At 71.7% G+C, this 16,520-nt stretch carries 11 protein-coding genes; 7 read left to right on the forward strand and 4 right to left on the reverse strand.

What is annotated here, in order from left to right; genetic code table 11:
• The first annotated feature begins 323 nt into the window (after positions 1–323).
• A complete protein-coding gene (gene mgtE, locus ME121_RS25295) occupies positions 324–1,736 on the forward strand; it encodes a magnesium transporter (protein ID WP_373866325.1) in 1,413 nt (470 codons plus the stop codon).
• A gap of 128 nt (positions 1,737–1,864) precedes the next feature.
• Here mgtE and ME121_RS25300 read toward each other — a convergent pair whose 3' ends face one another.
• The 4 genes from ME121_RS25300 to paoA form a co-directional block, all read right to left on the reverse strand.
• Positions 1,865–3,406: an acetate--CoA ligase gene (locus ME121_RS25300; RefSeq protein ID WP_059409828.1), complete on the reverse strand. Its 1,542-nt coding sequence runs from the start codon at positions 3,404–3,406 to the stop codon at positions 1,865–1,867.
• 143 nt (positions 3,407–3,549) lie between these two features.
• Positions 3,550–5,772 (reverse strand): xanthine dehydrogenase family protein molybdopterin-binding subunit, encoded by a 2,223-nt coding sequence (locus tag ME121_RS25305; protein ID WP_029358019.1) that lies wholly within the window; start codon positions 5,770–5,772, stop codon positions 3,550–3,552.
• A 21-nt stretch (positions 5,773–5,793) separates the two neighbouring features.
• Positions 5,794–6,768 (reverse strand): FAD binding domain-containing protein, encoded by a 975-nt coding sequence (locus tag ME121_RS25310; RefSeq protein ID WP_058607429.1) that lies wholly within the window; start codon positions 6,766–6,768, stop codon positions 5,794–5,796.
• A gap of 10 nt (positions 6,769–6,778) precedes the next feature.
• Entirely contained in the window at positions 6,779–7,435 is a 657-nt protein-coding gene (gene paoA / locus ME121_RS25315; RefSeq protein ID WP_012322349.1) for an aldehyde dehydrogenase iron-sulfur subunit PaoA, read from the reverse strand.
• Positions 7,436–7,735: 300 nt separating this feature from the next.
• Here paoA and ME121_RS25320 point away from each other — a divergent pair, with 300 nt between their 5' ends.
• The 6 genes from ME121_RS25320 to htpG all read left to right on the forward strand — a co-directional run bounded on the left by ME121_RS25320 (position 7,736) and on the right by htpG (position 16,229).
• A complete protein-coding gene (locus ME121_RS25320) occupies positions 7,736–8,566 on the forward strand; it encodes an aldo/keto reductase (RefSeq protein ID WP_029358021.1) in 831 nt (276 codons plus the stop codon).
• Positions 8,567–8,704: 138 nt separating this feature from the next.
• Positions 8,705–9,721 (forward strand): quinolinate synthase NadA, encoded by a 1,017-nt coding sequence (nadA, locus tag ME121_RS25325; RefSeq protein WP_053621648.1) that lies wholly within the window; start codon positions 8,705–8,707, stop codon positions 9,719–9,721.
• Positions 9,718–11,241, forward strand: a complete 1,524-nt coding sequence (locus ME121_RS25330) for an L-aspartate oxidase (RefSeq protein ID WP_029358026.1) — start codon at positions 9,718–9,720, stop codon at positions 11,239–11,241. Before nadA ends, ME121_RS25330 begins: the two co-directional genes overlap by 4 nt.
• Positions 11,238–12,110: a carboxylating nicotinate-nucleotide diphosphorylase gene (gene nadC / locus ME121_RS25335; RefSeq protein ID WP_029358028.1), complete on the forward strand. Its 873-nt coding sequence runs from the start codon at positions 11,238–11,240 to the stop codon at positions 12,108–12,110. Before ME121_RS25330 ends, nadC begins: the two co-directional genes overlap by 4 nt.
• Positions 12,111–12,284: 174 nt before the next feature.
• Positions 12,285–14,273 (forward strand): potassium transporter Kup, encoded by a 1,989-nt coding sequence (locus ME121_RS25340; RefSeq protein WP_059409829.1) that lies wholly within the window; start codon positions 12,285–12,287, stop codon positions 14,271–14,273.
• A 123-nt stretch (positions 14,274–14,396) separates the two neighbouring features.
• Positions 14,397–16,229 carry a molecular chaperone HtpG gene (gene htpG, locus ME121_RS25345; RefSeq protein ID WP_059409830.1) on the forward strand — a complete coding sequence of 611 codons (1,833 nt, stop codon included), beginning with the start codon at positions 14,397–14,399 and terminating at the stop codon, positions 16,227–16,229.
• Positions 16,230–16,520: the final 291 nt, after the last annotated feature.

Here is a 16,520-nt window from a genome sequence, read left to right on the forward strand (position 1 = left end):
CTTATATTTCTCATAGGGAGCTCGGCCGGGCGCCGCGCGCAACCCTCCCGTGGCCGCGCGGCCACCCGCCGGGGCGCCGTTCGGCATCGGCTGCGGATGGGCACGGTTTCGGCTTGACGGGCTCTGCGCGCGGGCGCACGACGCACCCGCGCGACGGTGTCCTCGACGGTGTCGCGCTCCCATTCCAGCAGCGACCCGCGAAGCGACGTGCCCGACCGATCGTGCCTGCCGTGCCCGGCCCCGTGCCGTCGTCCCGCCTGAGCCGCTGAGAGGCCTGGCCGCGGGGCGACCGACGCGGCGGCCGGTCACGGCCCTGACCCAGGATGACCGGCGACGCGTCGCCTCGTAATGCACGAGGCGAGGCCATGAACGAGATCGCCCCCTTCGACACGCGCGTCGATCCCTCCGTGTTGGCCGCACGCCTGTCGGACGAGCGGGCGCCCGACATCGTCGAGGCCCTCAACGACGAGGCCCCCGAGGTCGCCGCCGCCATCCTGCTCGGCCTGCCGATGGAGCGGGCCATCGAGGTGCTGGACCAGCCGGAGCTCGACTGCGCCGCCGACATCATCGAGATGCTGCCGCGGGACCGGGTCGCGGGCTACCTGTCGGGCATGTCGGCCGACCGGGTCACGGACGTGTTCCGCGAGATCGAGGAGCCCGGCCGCTCCGACCTGCGCGCCCGCCTCGACGCCGAGACCCGCGGCGCCGTCGACCGGCTGTCGGCCTACGGCGAGGAGACCGTGGGCTCGCTCATGACCACCGAGTTCGTCACCGTGCCGGGCACCTGGACGGTGGGCCAGACGCTGGAGCACATCCGCCACGTCGAGAAGACCCGCGAGACGATCTACGCGATCTTCGTGCTCGACCCGCGCACCCGCGCGCTCACCAAGGCGGTGCCGCTGCGACGCCTGATCTCGGGGGATCCAGGCGACAACGTCCTCAGCGTCGCGCCGGGACGCCGGCCGCTCGCGGTCTCGCCGACGGCCAGCCGCGAGGAGGCGGCGCGGCTGATATCCAAGTACGACCTCCTGGCGCTGCCGGTGGTCGACGCGGTCGGCCACGTGATCGGCATCGTCACCGTCGACGACATGATCGACGCGATGATCGAGAAGCAGACGCAGGACGTGCAGCGCTTCGGCGGCATGGAGGCTCTGCCCGAGCCCTACATGGATATCGGCTTCTTCACGATGATCCGGAAGCGGGCCGGCTGGCTGTGCGCGCTGTTCCTGTCGGAGATGCTCACCGCCTCGGCCATGCAGGGCTTCGAGGGCGAGCTGGAGAAGGCGATCGTCCTGACCCTGTTCATCCCGCTGATCATGAGCTCCGGCGGCAATTCCGGCTCGCAGGCGACCTCGCTGCTCATCCGGGCGCTGGCCCTGCACCAGATCCGCCTGCGCGACTGGTGGCGGGTGGCGCTGCGCGAGTTGCCGACCGGGATCTTCCTCGGCGCGATCCTCGGCGTGATCGCGGTGATCCGGATCGTGGCGTGGCAGAAGCTCGGCCTCTACGATTACGGCGAGCACTGGCCGCTGGTCGCCGCCACGGTCGGTGCGGCGCTCGTCGGGATCGTGACCTTCGGGTCGCTCGCCGGCTCGATGCTGCCGTTCCTGCTCCAGCGCATCGGCTTCGATCCGGCCACCGCCTCGGCGCCCTTCGTGGCGACGCTGGTCGATGTCACCGGCCTCGTCATCTACTTCTCGGTGGCGCTGCTGATCCTGCGCGGGACGCTGCTGTAGGCGCGCCGACCCTCGCGGTCGGACGCTGCGCAGCCCGGCCAATGCCGTGGATGAGCGCGTGCGACCGGCCCCTTATCCCGTGCGGGAGCGGGGACCCGCCTCCCGTCCGGATGGCGTTTGAGCCCGCGTCAGCCCGCCACCGCCTCGGCCAGCCGCTTCCGCTGAACCTTGCCGTTCGCGGTGCGCGGCAGGGCATCCAGGAAGCGGATCTCGCGCGGGCGCTTGTAGGCGGCGAGCCGCTCGGCGCACCACGCGAGCAGGCCCTCCGCGTCGGGCTCGACGCCCGGCTGGAGCACGACGAAGCCGCAGATGACCGAGACGTCCGCACGCACCGGCAGCTCGGCGACGCCCACCTCTGCCACGGACGGGTGGGTCGACAGCACCGCCTCCACCTCGTTGGGCGAGACCCGGTAGCCCATCGCCTTCATCAGGTCGTTGTTGCGGCCCTCGAACCAGAGGTAGCCGTCGGCGTCGAGACGGGCGAGGTCGCCGCCGACGAACCAGTCGCCGCGCGTGACCTCGGCCTCTTCTTCCGGCCGGTTCCAGTAGCCGAGCATCAGCGCCGGCTCGGTCCGGTGGACGGCGAGGAGCCCGCTCTCACCGGCGGGAAGCGGCACGGGCTCGCCCGCGACGGGCAGGATCGCCACGCGCCGGCCCGGCTGCGGCTTGCCGGGCGAGCCGGGGCGCACCGGGATGGTCGGGCCGCTGGAGATGTAGGTCGAGATCTCGCTCATCCCGAGCGCCTCGTAGAGGGGCTTGCCGGTGGCCTGACCCCAGGCCTCCAGAAGCTCCACCGCGAGGGGCTCGCCGGCCGTGCAGCCGTGGCGCAGGCTCGACAGGTCGTGGGCGCCGAGGTCGCCGTACTTGAGGATCTGGCGGTAGAGCGTCGGGACGGCGGCGAACAGGGTCGCGCCGTAGGCGGCGATCAGGCGCGGCCACACCCCGGGATCGCGCGGGCCGTTGTAGAGCACCGCGGTCGCGCCGACCGACCAGGGATCGCTCAGGCCGACGCCCAGCGTGTAGGTCCAGTTCATGGTGCCGGCGTGGAGCATCACGTCGGACTCGGTGAGCCCGAGCCAGTGGTCGAGCATCGGGCGGCGGCCGTAGGCGGCGCGGTGGGCGTGCAGCACGCCCTTCGGCCGGCTCGTCGTGCCGGAGGTGTAAATCAGCATCGCCGGGTCGTCGGCGGCGGTGTCGGCGTAGTCGGGCAGGGGCGGGCCCGCCTTCAGGGCGGCGACCGCCGCGGCGTCGAGCAGGAGGCGCCCGCCCAGAGCCTCGGGCGCGACTGTGCTGCCGCTCCCGACGACCACGGCGGCGGCGCCGGAATTCTCCATCAGGAAGGCGGCCTCGCCCTCCGTGAGCTGCGGCGAGGAGGGCAGCGCCACGAGGCCGGCCGCCAGGGCGCCGAAATAGACGAGGACGTAGTCGGCCTCGTTGCCCATGCGGATCATCACCCGGTCGCCGGGCTTCAGGCCGAGGCCGAGAAGGCCCGCCGCGATGCCGCGCACCGCGCGCTCGACCGCGCCGAAGCTGAGGCGGTCCGCGGTGCCGTCGCCGACCATCACCAGGGCGGTCTTGTCGGGGCGCAGGCGTGCGTTCTCGGCGAGGCAGTACCGCGCCGCGTTGAAGCGGGCCGGCGGACGGCGATCATCGTGCTGGCTGTCGGACACCGGGCGCTCCCCCGCGGGCGGGCTTTTCGCCGGGTGTCCCGCCTGGGCGCGCCTGCGTCAACAGGGGCCGCCGCCGCGCACGGCGCGAGGTCCGCCGGCGACCGTGACGCCGGGGGGCGCGCAGTGTCAGCGGAACCAGGCCCTCACGTCCGCCGCTGGGCCTGGCCCTCCTGCTCCTCGAAGCCCTTGAGCATCTTGTCGAGGGTCATCGGGTAGTCGCGGACCCGGATCCCAGTGGCGTTGTAGATCGCGTTGGCGAGCGAGGCGCCGGCGCCGCAGATGCCGAGCTCGCCGAGCCCCTTGCTCTTCAGCGGGTTCGCCTTGTCGTCGAGCTCCGGCAGGAACACCGCGTCGATCTCCGGGAGGTCGGCGTGGACCGGCACGTGGTACTCGGCCATGTCGTGGTTGACGAAGTAGCTGTAGCGCGGATCGACCACCGCATCCTCCATCAGCGCCGCGCCGACGCCGAAGGTCATGCCGCCGATCGCCTGACTGCGCGCGGTCTTGGCGTTGAGGATGCGGCCGCCGGTGAAGACGCCGAGCATCCGCCGCAGCCGGATCTCGCCGGTGTCGACGTCGACGCCGACCTCGGCGAAGTGCGCCCCGTACGAGTACTGCGAGAACTTCTGCTTCATCTCGCCGGGCTTGATCTCGCCGGAGGCCTCCAGCCCGGTCTTGGCGAGGTCGGTGAGCGACTCGGTGCGGTTGCCGGACGTCACGGCGCCGTCGCGGAACGTGGCACCGTCCGGGTTGAGGTCGCCGGCCTTGAGCAGGGCCTGCCGGAGGTTGTCGCAGGCGACGTAGAGCGCCGAGCCCGCCGAGCCGGCGCCGAAGGATCCGCCCGAGCCGGCCGCGAACGGGAAGTCGGTGTCGCCCATCTCGACCCGCACGCGCTCGGGCGGCAGCCCCAGCATCTCGCCGGCGATCTGAGTGAGGATCGTGTAGGTGCCGGTGCCGGGATCGGTCATCGCCATCCGCACCACGAGCACGCCGTCCGGTCCGAGCCGGACCTTCGCGGAGGACGGCATCAGCGGGTTGAGGCGCGCGGCCGCCGACATGCCCATGCCGACGAGCCAGTTGCCCTCGCGCCGGGAGCCCGCCGCCTGCCTCTTGTCCCAGCCGAACAGACGCGCGCCCTCCCGCATGCAGGGCACGAGCTTGCGGGTCGAGAATGGGACCTTCTTCTCGGGATCCTCGGCCGGCTCGTTGCGCACCCGGAGCTCGATCGGGTCGATCTTCAGCTGCTCGGCGAGCTCGTCCATGGCGCACTCGAAGGCGAGCTGGCCGACGGCCTCGCCGGGCGCCCGCATCGCCGAGGCGATCGGCATGTTGAGGTTCACCAGCCGATGGCGCGTCACGCGGTTCTGCGCGGCGTAGAGCGACCGGGTGACGTTGGCCGAGGTCTCGAAGAACCCGTCGCCCTCGGCGGTGTCGGACCACGATTCGTGGCTGATCGCCGAGAGGCGGCCGTCCCGGTCGGCGCCCAGGCGGATCCGCTGGATCGTGTCGGTCCGGTGGGTCGCGACGTGGAATTCCTGCTGCCGGGTGAGCGCGACCTTCACGGGGCGCTGGATCACCTTCGAAGCCAGGATCGCGAGCGTCGCCTCCGGCTGGACCTGCAGCTTCGAGCCGAAGCCGCCGCCGATGTAGGGGCTGACGATCCGGATCTTCTCGGGCGGCAGCTTGAGGACCGAACCGAGGGATTTCTGACCCCGGTTCGGCATCTGGTTGGCCGTGTGGAGCACCACCCCGTCGCCCTCCCAGGACGCGATGGTGGCGTGCGGCTCCATCTGCACGTGGATCTGGTTCGGTGTGACGTACTCGACGTCGAGCTTTACCGGCGCGGCCGCGAAGGCGGCGTCGAAGTCGCCGAGCTTCGAATCCGGCGGCGAGTTGACCGGCTTCGGCTCGTAGGCCGCCGCCAGGCTGTCCTTGAGCAGCCCCTTGGGCTTGGCCGCATCGTACCGGACCTTGACCAGCATGGCGGCGGCGCGGGCCTGCTCGAAGGTCTCGGCGACCACGAAGGCGACCGGCTGCCCGTAGAACTTGACCTCGGTTCCCTGGAGCTGGGGCCAGACCTGCTCCTTCTTCTCGCCCTGCTCGGGCACGTTCTCGTGGGTCATAACCAGGATCGCGCCCGGCGCCCTGCGGGCGGCCTCCGCGTCGATCGACCGGATCGTGCCGGCCGCGATCGTAGCCGGCACGATGAACCCGTAGGCCGGATTCGCCAGGGCCCGGGTCTCGTAGGCGTAGGGCGCGTGGCCCGTCACCTTGAGCTTGCCCTCCACGCGGTCGAGTGGCTTGCCGACGAGGCCGTCAGGCCGGTCGTCGAGGGGCGTCCGGCCGATCGGCTGGTTCATCTCCATGGGACGGTCCTTGAGCGAGGGCTACGCGCGCGTCGCCTGCGCCACGACGGCGCGCAGGGTCCGGCGGGTCAGCGGGATCTTGAAGTCGTTGCTGCCGTAGCCGCGGGCGCCCTTGAGCACCGCGTCGGCGGCGGCATCCGCCGAGCCGGTCTGCACCAGGGCCGTCTCGGCCTCGGCCACCCGCCAGGGCTTGTGGGCCAGGCCGCCGAAGGCGAGGCGCGCGGCCTGCGGCTTGCCGCCCTCGGCGCCCGCGATCACGGCGGCCACCGACACGGTCGCGAAGGCGTAGGATGCGCGGTCGCGGACCTTCCGGTAGATGTGCGTGCCGGCCACCGGCTTCGGCAGCGTCACGGCCGTGATGATCTCGCCTTTGCGCAGATCGGTTTCGATCTGCGGCGTGTCGCCCGGCAGCCGGTGGAAATCGGCGATCGGGATGCTGCGCGCCTGCCCGTCGGGGTTCACGGTCTCGACCGTCGCGTCGAGGGCGCGCAGGGCGACGTTCATGTCGGACGGGTTGGTGGCGATGCAGGCCTCGCTCGCCCCGACCACCGCCATGATGCGGTTAAACCCGCCGATCGCCGAGCACCCCGAGCCGGGCTCGCGCTTGTTGCAGGGCATCGCCGTGTCATAGAAATAGTAGCACCGCGTCCGCTGGAGCAGGTTGCCGGCCGTGGTCGCCTTGTTGCGCAACTGGCCCGACGCACCGGCGAGCAGCGCCTTCGCCAGCACGGCGTAGTCCTTCCGGACCCGCGGGTCGGCGGCGAGGTCGGCGTTGCGCACCAGCGCGCCGACGCGCAGGCCGCCGTCCTGCGTGGCCTCGACCTTGTCCAAGGGCAGCCGGTTGACGTCGATCAGGGTGGCGGGCGTCTCGACCTGCAGCTTCATCAGGTCGAGGAGGTTGGTGCCGCCGGCGATGAACTTGGCGTTCGGCCGCTCGGCCGCGAGCTTGGCGGCGTCCTGCACGGTGGCGGGGCGCTCGTAGGCGAAGGCCTTCATCTGCGCCTCCTCAGAGGTTGCTGGCGGCGGTGTCGCGGATCGCCGCGACGATGTTCGGGTAGGCGCTGCAGCGGCAGATGTTGCCGCTCATCCGCTCGCGGATCTCCGCGTCGCTGAGGGTCGGCGTGGACGCGACATCCTCGGTGACGTGGCTCGGCCACCCCGCCTTCGCCTCGCTCAGCATGCCGACCGACGAGCAGATCTGGCCCGGGGTGCAGTAGCCGCACTGGAAGCCGTCGTGCTCCAGGAACGCCGCCTGCATCGGGTGGAGCTTGTCACCGTCCGCCAAGCCCTCGATCGTGGTGACCGAGTCGCCCTCGTGCATCGCCGCGAGCGTCAGGCAGGAATTGATGCGCCGGCCGTCGACCAGGACCGTGCAGGCCCCGCACTGGCCGTGGTCGCAGCCCTTCTTCGTTCCGGTGAGGGCCAAGTGCTCGCGCAGGGCATCGAGGAGCGTGGTGCGGGTGTCCAGGACGAGATCGTGCGACTGGCCGTTGACGGTGAGCCGCACCGGCATGGTCTGCGGAGCCGGATCGCCCGGCGCCGACGCCGCCACTGCGGGCGCGGGGCGGAAGCCGAGGGCGCCCAGAGCGCCGGCCACGGCGCAGCCCTCCACCACGGCCCGCCGCGTCAGGGCGAGCGGCTTCGTCGGAGTCGCGTCTGTCATGCTACCATCCCGCCCGTGCACCGCGCGTGGGACGCCGCGCAGCTTGGAATCTGGTGCGCCAACGTGCATCCGCCTCGATTAGATCCGGTCCAGACTGCGCCCGTTCAGCGCGGGCGGATAGCGTCCCGTCATCGGGAGCGCAGCGAACCCACCCGGGGCAGGACACGCTGCGCAGGCATCGCGCCGCGCTGGATTGCTCCGCTCCGCTCGCAGCGACGTGCCGCTTCGGCGTGCCGCTTCGGAACGTGTTGCGCCGACGCCGTTTGGGTTGAGCGACAGCCGTCACCGGAGACACGCCGCATGGCCGCAACCGCCCCGACCCTCGCACTGAACGACGGGCGCCGCATCCCGCAGATCGGCTACGGCTGCTGGCAGCTCTCGGACGCGCAGGCTCCGGACCTGGTCGGCCAAGCCCTCCACGCCGGCTATCGGCTGATCGACACGGCCGCCGCGTACGGCAACGAGGGGGGCGTCGGGCGCGGCATCCGGGACGCGGGGATCCCCCGCGCGGAGATTTTCCTCACCACGAAGCTCTGGAACGACCGCCAGGGCCGGGACGAGGCACGCCGCGCCTTCGACGAGAGCCTGCGGCAGCTCGGTCTCCCATATGTCGACCTGTACCTGATCCATTGGCCGTGTCCGCAGCGGCGCCTGTTCGTCGAGACCTGGAAGACGCTGATCGAACTCCGGAAGGAGGGCCGCACGAAGTCCATCGGCGTGTCGAACTTCACGCCCGAGCATCTCGCCACCCTGATCGGCGAGACCGGCGTGGCTCCGGCCGTCAATCAGATCGAGCTGCACCCCTATTTCCAGCGCGAGGAGCCGCGCGTCGAGGACGCCCGTCACGGTATCGTGACCGAGTCATGGAGCCCGCTGGGCAGGGGCAAGGAGCTGAACGACCCGGTCATTCTCGCGATCGCGAAGGCGCACGGGAAGACGCCCGCTCAGGTGGTGCTGCGCTGGCAGATCCAGATCGGCTGCGTGGCGATCCCGAAGACCGCCACCCCGCGACGCATCGCCGAGAACATCGCGCTGTTCGATTTCGAGCTCGGCGCCGACGAGATGGCGCGGATCGCCGGTCTCGACAGGCCGGACGGCCGCATCGGGCCGGACCCGGCGACCTTCTGCTGATCGCTTCGGCCTTCGGCGGCGCAGCGTAACATCGCACCGCAAAAGATTTATGCTCACAGCTAGCATATCTGGACAGGCGCGCGCGGCCCCCATAAGTTAGACGGCGCAATGCTCAAACTGAGCATAATGGAGGACGCCATGGCGGCGACCGTTGCACCCGTCTCCCGCACGACGATCCCGGGGCTGCCCCTTCCGGATCTCTACGCCCGCGTCAGCCGGCACGTCCCCGCGATCGAGTGGCCGGCGCTCGCCCCCGACATCGAGGCGATCCTGCGCCTGAAGCGCGAGCGCAACGCCGTCATCCTGGCGCACAACTATCAGGCGCCGGAGATCTTCCACACGGTGGCCGACATCGTCGGCGACAGCCTCGCGCTGGCCCGCGAGGCCGTGAACGTCGACGCCGACGTGATCGTGCTGGCGGGCGTCCACTTCATGGCCGAGACCGCCAAGCTCCTGAACCCGAGCAAGACGGTGCTGATCCCCGACATGGGCGCCGGCTGCTCCCTGGCCGATTCGATCACCGCCGCGGACGTGCGCGGTCTGCGCGCCAAGTACCCGGGCGTGCCGATCGTGACCTACGTGAACACCTCGGCGGCCGTGAAGGCCGAGTCCGACCTGTGCTGCACCTCCGGCAACGCCGTCGCGGTGGTGAAGTCGCTGAACGCCCCCCGCGTTCTGATGATCCCCGACGAGTTCCTCGCGCAGAACGTCCAGGCCGAGATCCCGGAGGTCGAGATCCTCACCTGGGCTGGCCACTGCGAGGTGCACGAGCGCTTCACCCCGGCCGACATCCGCGACGTCCGCGACAGCTATCCCGGCGTCACGGTGATCGCGCACCCGGAATGCCCGCCGGAGGTGGTGGCCGAGTCGGATTTCTCCGGCTCCACCGCGATGATGATGGACTTCGTCGTCGAGAAGCGGCCGAAGCAGGTGGTGCTCGTCACCGAGTGCTCGATGGCCGACAACATCGCGGCGCAGAACCCGGACATCGAGTTCATCAAGCCCTGCAACATGTGCCCGCACATGAAGCGGATGAGCCTGCGCAACATCCGGCGGTCGCTCGAGACGATGACCCACGAGGTCACGGTCGATCCGGCGCTGGCCGACCGCGCCCGGGCCGCGGTGGAGCGGATGCTCCAGGTGCGCACGCGATGAACGCCGTCTCTCCCAACAACGTCGACCGCGTGGTCGTGGTCGGCGGCGGGGTCGCGGGCCTCAGCGTCGCGCTGCGCCTCGCGCCCCGCCCGGTCACGCTGGTCACCGCGTCGGCGCTGGGCCTCGGCACCGCCACCGGGTGGGCCCAGGGCGGCATCGCCGCCGCGGTCGGCGCCGACGACGCGGCGGCGCTCCACGCCGCCGACACGGAGGCCGCCGGCGCCGGGCTGACCGAGCCCGACGTGGCGCTGCGGGTCGCCGAGGAGGGGCCCGCGCTGATCGACTGGCTGGTGCGGATCGGCGTCCCGTTCGACCGCACCGACGACGCCGCGCTGGCCCTCGGGCTTGAGGCGGCGCACGGCCGCCGCCGCATCGTCCGCTCCGGCGGTGACGCCACCGGCGCCCGCGTCCTCGAAGGGCTCGTGCGGGCCGTGCTGGAGGCGCCCTCCGTCGAGATCGTCACCGCGCGAGCGTGCGATCTCCTGCGGGACACGAATGGGGCAGTGGCGGGCATTGTCGCCGAGCGCGACGGCGCGCTGTTCCGCATCCCGGCCCGCGCCGTGGTGCTCGCCACCGGCGGCGTCGGCGCGCTCTATGCCGCGACGACGAACCCGCCGGGCGCCGTCGGCCGCGGGCTGGCGCTCGCCGCCCGGGCCGGCGCGGTGATGCGCGACATGGAGTTCGTCCAGTTCCACCCGACCGCCATCGCGGCCGGCGCCGACCCGATGCCGCTCGCCACCGAGGCCCTGCGCGGCGAGGGTGCCCGCCTCATCGACGAGACCGGCGCCGCCGTGATGGCCGGCATCGCCGGCGGTGACCTCGCCCCCCGCGACGTGGTCGCCCGCGGCATCTTCCAGGCGCTGCAGCGGGGCCGCACGGTGTACCTCGACGCCCGGGGCGCGCTCGGGGCCGCGATGCCGACGCGCTTCCCGACGGTGGCGGGGCTCTGCGCCGCCGCCGGCATCGACCCGGCCGTGCAGCCGATTCCCGTCCGTCCGGCCGCGCACTACCACATGGGCGGCGTGAAGGTGGACGCCCACGGCGCCACCTCGGTGCCGGGCCTCTACGCCTGCGGCGAGGTCTCCTCCACGGGCCTCCACGGCGCCAACCGGCTTGCCAGCAACTCCCTGCTGGAGGGCTTGGCCTACGCGCGCTTCATCGCCGACGGTCTCGACGCGCCGCCGCCCGCCGCCATCGTGCCGGAGGCCGTGTCCGCGCGCGCCGCCGGCGATCTGCCGGCGATCCGCGCACTGATGGAGAGCAGGGTCGGCGTCGTGCGCGACGCCGGGGGGCTCGCCGAGGCCGTCGCCGTTCTGGAGCCTGGGGCGGAGACCTGCGACGCCGCCCTCGTCGCACTGCTCATCGCTCGCGGCGCGCTCGCCCGCCGGGAGAGCCGCGGCGCCCACTGGCGCAGCGACTTCCCCCACCTCGCTCCGGCCGCGCACACCGAAGCGACGCTGTTTGACGCGATCGCCGCGCCCCGCGCGACTTCGTCCACCGAGGAGGTGCTGACGCCATGATTCAGTCGGTTCTCTCCGAAGAGATCCTTCCCCTGCCGCGGCTCCTCGTGGAGCCGGTGGTGCGCGCCGCCCTGCTGGAGGATCTCGGCCGGGCGGGTGACATCACCACCGACGCCATCGTCCCGACGGGCGAGCGGATGCGCGGCGTGATCGCCTCGCGGCAGGACGGCGTCATCTCGGGCACCGACGCCGCCGCCATCGCCTTCGCGCTGGTGGACCCGGCCGTCACCGTCACGGTCGAGCGCGGCGACGGCGCCCGCGTGGCGCCGGGCGACGTGGTGCTGCGCCTCGAGGGGCCGGCGCGGGCGATCCTCACGGCCGAGCGCGTGGCGCTGAACCTGCTCTGCCGGATGTCGGGCGTGGCCACCGCGACCCACGGCCTCGTCGAGGCCGCGCGCCCGCACGGCAAGGCCTCGATCGTCTGCACCCGCAAGACCACGCCGGGCCTGCGCGCCCTGGAGAAGCACGCGGTCCGCGCCGGCGGCGGCTCGAACCACCGCTTCGGCCTCGACGACGCGGTGCTGATCAAGGACAACCACGTGGCGGTCGCCGGCGGCATCGTCCCGGCGATCGAGCGTGCCCGGTCCCGGGCCGGCCACCTGGTGAAGATCGAGTGCGAGGTCGACAGCCTGGAGCAGCTGGAGGAGGCCCTGTCGGTCGGGGTCGACGCGGTGCTCCTCGACAATATGGGGCCGGACCGGCTCACCCGCGCGGTTGCGATGATCGACGGTCGCGCCCTCGCCGAGGCGTCTGGCCGGATCACCCGCGAGACCGTAGGCGCCGTCGCAGCCTCGGGCGTCGACCTGATCTCCTGCGGCTGGATCACCCATTCGGCGGCGATCATCGACCTGGGGCTCGACGCCGCCTGATCGGCGGGCCCCGCTCGCCACCGGCGCGGCGGGGCTCCCGCGGGCGTTCGACTGTCATCACGTTCGGGTGACGAGTCTTCGTCGCGATCGCTCGCGAGATCTGCCGAGTCTATCGCCGAACGCGCGACTCGCTAAGATTTCGCCCAACAGCGACGCCATCGACCGGACCCGACCGTGAGCCAAGCTCTGCCTTCCGCGGCTGCCCAGGCGGTCGATCTTCCGGCGGCGCCGGTGGCGCGCAAGCCCGGCGCGACCCGCCACGGGCCGGGCGCCGCGCTCATGCTGGGCGCGCTGGGCGTCGTGTACGGCGACATCGGCACGAGCCCGCTCTACGCGTTCAAGGAGGCGGTGAAGGCGGCGACCGCGGGCGGCGCCTCGGTGCCGGCAGCCGCCACGGGCGCGGTGTCGCTGATCCTGTGGGCTCTGATCCTGATCGTGTCGCTGAAATACGCGGTGCTGATCCTGCGGGCCGACAACCGCGGCGAGGGCGGCATCGTCGCCATGCTGGCGCTGCTCGGCGCCCGTCAGGCCCGGCCGGGCACGTGGAAGGCGCTGCTCCTGGTGGTCGGGCTGGTGGGCGCGGCCCTGCTCTACGGCGACGGCGCGATCACGCCGGCGATCTCGGTCCTGTCGGCGATCGAGGGGCTGAAGGTCGACGCGCCGTCACTCGGCCCGTACGTCGTGCCGATCACCCTGGTGATCCTGGTCGGGCTGTTCCTCGTCCAGCACAAGGGCGTGGCCGCCATCGGCCGGGTCTTCGGACCCGTCATGCTCGTCTGGTTCGTCGTCCTGGTCCTGCTCGCTCTCCCGAGCATCCTGCGCGCGCCGGAGATCCTGTCGGCGGCCAACCCGTTCCGGGCGGTGGACTTCCTGATCCATGCCGGCTGGCACGTCAGCTTCCTGATGCTGGGCGCGGCGTTCCTGGCGGTGACCGGCGGCGAGGCGATGTACGCCGATCTCGGCCATTTCGGCGCCCCGGCGATCCGGATCGCGTGGTTCGGCCTCGTCCTGCCGGCGCTGCTGATCCACTATTGCGGGCAGGGCGCGCTGATCATCGCCGACCCGAGCGCGATCGAGAACCCGTTCTACCGCCTCGCGCCGGACTGGGCGCACTACCCGCTGGTGGCGCTCGCCACGATGGCGACGGTCATCGCCTCGCAGGCGGTGATCTCGGGCGTCTACTCGCTCACCCAGCAGTCGATCCAGCTCGGCTTCATGCCGATGATGCGGGTGGTGCACACCGACCAGGACGAGCGCGGGCAGATCTACGTGCCGGCGGTGAACTGGCTGCTCGCCGCGGCGACGCTGACGGCCGTGGTGGTGTTCGGCTCCTCCGACGCGCTCGCCGGCGCCTACGGCATCGCGGTCTCGGCGCTGATGGGCATCACGACGCTGCTCGCCGCGCTGATCGCGCTCCGCTGGGGCTACAACCCGCTCCTGGTCTTCGCGGTCAACGGCTTCTTCCTCGGCATCGACCTCGTGTTCTTCGCCGCCAACAGCGTGAAGCTGTTCGAGGGCGGCTGGTTTCCGCTGCTGCTCGCCGCCGCGGTCGCCTTCCTGATGCTGACCTGGATGAAGGGCAACCTCGTCCTCGAGTCGGTCCGGCAGACTATGCGCATGTCCGAGGCGGCCTTCCTGTCCAGCCTCGGCTCGCACCCGCCGGTGACGCTGCCCGGCACCGCGGCCTTCCTGACCGCCGCCACCGAGGGCATCCCGATGGCGCTCGGCCGCCTGCTGGAGCGCAGCCGCTGCCTGCACGAGCGGATCCTGCTGATCACCGTCGTCTACGAGGAGGAGCCGGTGATCCCGGCGAGCGAGCGGGCGCAGGTCACGCTGGTGGCGCAGGGGATCCGCAAGGCGATCTCGAAATACACGCCCGGCATGGAGCGCGTCGTGCTGCGCTACGGCTTCATGCAGACCGCCTCGATCCCCGAGGGCCTGCAATGCGCGGTGGCGAGCGGGCTGCTGCCGCCGGAATACCTGGAGGACATGACCTACTTCGTCGGCCACGAGGTGGTGATCCCGTCGCCGACCCATCCCGGCATGGCGCCGTGGCGGGAGGGCCTGTTCGCCTTCATGAAGCGGAACGCCGAGCGCACCGGCGCCCATTTCGGCCTGCCGACCCGGCAGATCGTCGAGGTGGGCACCGAGATCGAGATCTGACCGGCCGCGGCGCGCGCGGGGGCCACGCTGCGGAGGCCGAGGCCGGCCGTCTTTCGCATTGAAAACGGCCCCGTTCGCCAGCATATCGCCACCGCAATTTCCCCCACAGCGGAGGCATCACCCGTGAGCGAGACGATCGAGCGGCACGAGTTCGGGGCGGAGGTGGGTCGCCTCCTCGACCTCGTCGTGCACGCGCTCTACTCCGACCGCGAGATCTTCCTGCGCGAACTCGTCGCCAACGCCGCCGACGCCATGGACCGGCGGCGATTCGAGGCGCTGACCTCGGCGGCGAGCGCCCTGCCGCCGGAGGCCAAGGTCCGAATCGCGCCCGACAAGGAGGCGCGGACCCTGACCGTTTCGGACGCCGGCATCGGCATGACCAAGGAGGATCTCGCCACCAACCTCGGGACCATCGCGCGCTCCGGCACGCGGGCCTTCTCGCAGACGCTGGAATCCGCCAAGGCCGAGGACCGGCCGAGCCTGATCGGCCAGTTCGGCGTCGGCTTCTACTCGGCCTTCATGGTCGCCGACCGCGTCACCGTCACGTCGCGCCGCGCCGGCAGCGACGAGGCTTGGACCTGGGCCTCGGAAGGGCAGGGCAGCTACACGCTGGAGCCGGCCACGCGGGCCGAACCCGGCACCGACATCGTCCTGCACCTCAAGGCGGATGCCGACGAGTACCTCGAGCCCTACCGCCTCGACCATCTCGTGCGGAAATGGGCCGACTTCATCACCGTGCCGATCGCCGTCGTGCGCGACGGCAAGGACGAGTCGGCCAACCAGGGCACCGCGCTCTGGCGCAAGGCGAAGTCCGAGGTCACCGAGGAGCAGTACGAGGAATTCTACCACTCCATCGGCATGAACTTCGACAAGCCGTGGGCGACGCTTCACTGGCGCGCCGAGGGTCAGCTCGAGTTCTCCGCCCTGCTCTTCATCCCCGGCTCGAAGCCGTTCCAGGCCCTCGAGAACGAGCGGCAGAGCAAGGTCCGGCTCCATGTCCGACGGATGTTCATCACCGACGAGGCCGAACTGCTGCCGCCGTGGCTGCGCTTCGTCCAGGGCGTGGTCGACACCGAGGACCTGCCGCTGAACGTCTCCCGCGAGATGCTGCAGTCGACCCCGGCGCTCGCCCGGATCCGCCGCGCGGTTACCGGGCGCGTCGTCTCCGAACTCACCACCCGCGCCAAGGACGCGGAGGGCTACCAGTCCTTCTGGGAGAACTTCGGCCCCGTCCTCAAGGAGGGCATCTACGAGGATTTCGAGCGTCGGGGCGAGATCGCGCCGCTCCTGCGCTTCCGCTCCTCGGCGGTGGAGGGCTGGACCTCGCTGCCCGACTACGTGTCCCGCATGAAGGACGGCCAGGAGGCGATCTACTACCTCGTCGCCGACGATGCCGAGGCGCTGAAGTCGTCGCCGCAACTGGAGGGCTTCCGGGCCCGCGGCCTCGAGGTGCTGCTCCTCTCCGACCACGTCGACGCCTTCTGGCCCGATCAGCTCGGCACCTTCGACGGGAAGCCGCTCCGCTCGATCACCAAGGGGGGGCTCGACCTCTCGAAATTCGCGCTCGAGGGCGAGCAGCCTGAGGCGCCCGAGGGCATCGACGCCTTCGTCGCCGCCGTGAAGACGGCCCTCGGCGCCGAGGTCTCGGACGTGCGCACCACCGACCGGCTCGTGGATTCGGCCGTGGTTCTCTCGGCCGGCAGCGGCGGGCCCGACTTGCAGATGCAGCGGCTCATGCGCCGGGCCGGGCGGGCCGGCGCCGGGCAGCCGGTTCTGGAGATCAACCCGCGCCACCCGCTGATCCGGGCGCTGGCCGCGGCGCCCGAATCGGAGGTGCCGCAGGCCGCCGGCACGCTCCTCGACCTCGCCCGCATCCAGGACGGCGACAGCCCCCGTGACCCGGCGGCCTTCGCCCGCACGGTGGCGGCGGCCCTCGCGGCCGCGCGGGGCGCGTAGGACTACGGAGACCCGCGCCGCGCGCCGCCGGGAGGCCGCGCGCGGCGTGTGTCTCCACACACCTCCGTTCGGGATGATTGTGGGTTCGGTTGATCATTCGGAAATGGTCAAGCCATAACTTCGCCACCGGTCGGGATCATTGCCCGGCCGATGGCGCGGGCGCGGTGGGGGCCGCAGGCGTCTGAGCCGAACCCTCTCGCGCGCCTCGGGCGCGCCTCACGGACGCTGCATGAACCCGGTCGAGGCTGAAGCCGGCAACGGACAGGCGGTCGCGGCGGCGCGGACCCGGGC

It is taken from the genome of Methylobacterium sp. ME121, from assembly GCF_000974725.1.
GTDB classification, from domain to species: Bacteria; Pseudomonadota; Alphaproteobacteria; order Rhizobiales; family Beijerinckiaceae; genus Methylobacterium; species Methylobacterium radiotolerans.

Bases quoted from the DNA above. Each gene is read 5' to 3' on its own strand.
- mgtE (WP_373866325.1), top strand. From the start codon at position 324: ATGACCGGCGACGCGTCGCCTCGTAATGCACGAGGCGAGGCCATGAAC.
- ME121_RS25305 (WP_029358019.1), bottom strand. From the start codon at position 5,772: ATGGAGATGAACCAGCCGATCGGCCGGACGCCCCTCGACGACCGGCCT.
- ME121_RS25310 (WP_058607429.1), bottom strand. From the start codon at position 6,768: ATGAAGGCCTTCGCCTACGAGCGCCCCGCCACCGTGCAGGACGCCGCC.
- paoA (WP_012322349.1), bottom strand. From the start codon at position 7,435: ATGACAGACGCGACTCCGACGAAGCCGCTCGCCCTGACGCGGCGGGCC.
- ME121_RS25320 (WP_029358021.1), top strand. From the start codon at position 7,736: ATGGCCGCAACCGCCCCGACCCTCGCACTGAACGACGGGCGCCGCATC.
- nadA (WP_053621648.1), top strand. From the start codon at position 8,705: ATGGCGGCGACCGTTGCACCCGTCTCCCGCACGACGATCCCGGGGCTG.
- ME121_RS25330 (WP_029358026.1), top strand. From the start codon at position 9,718: ATGAACGCCGTCTCTCCCAACAACGTCGACCGCGTGGTCGTGGTCGGC.
- nadC (WP_029358028.1), top strand. From the start codon at position 11,238: ATGATTCAGTCGGTTCTCTCCGAAGAGATCCTTCCCCTGCCGCGGCTC.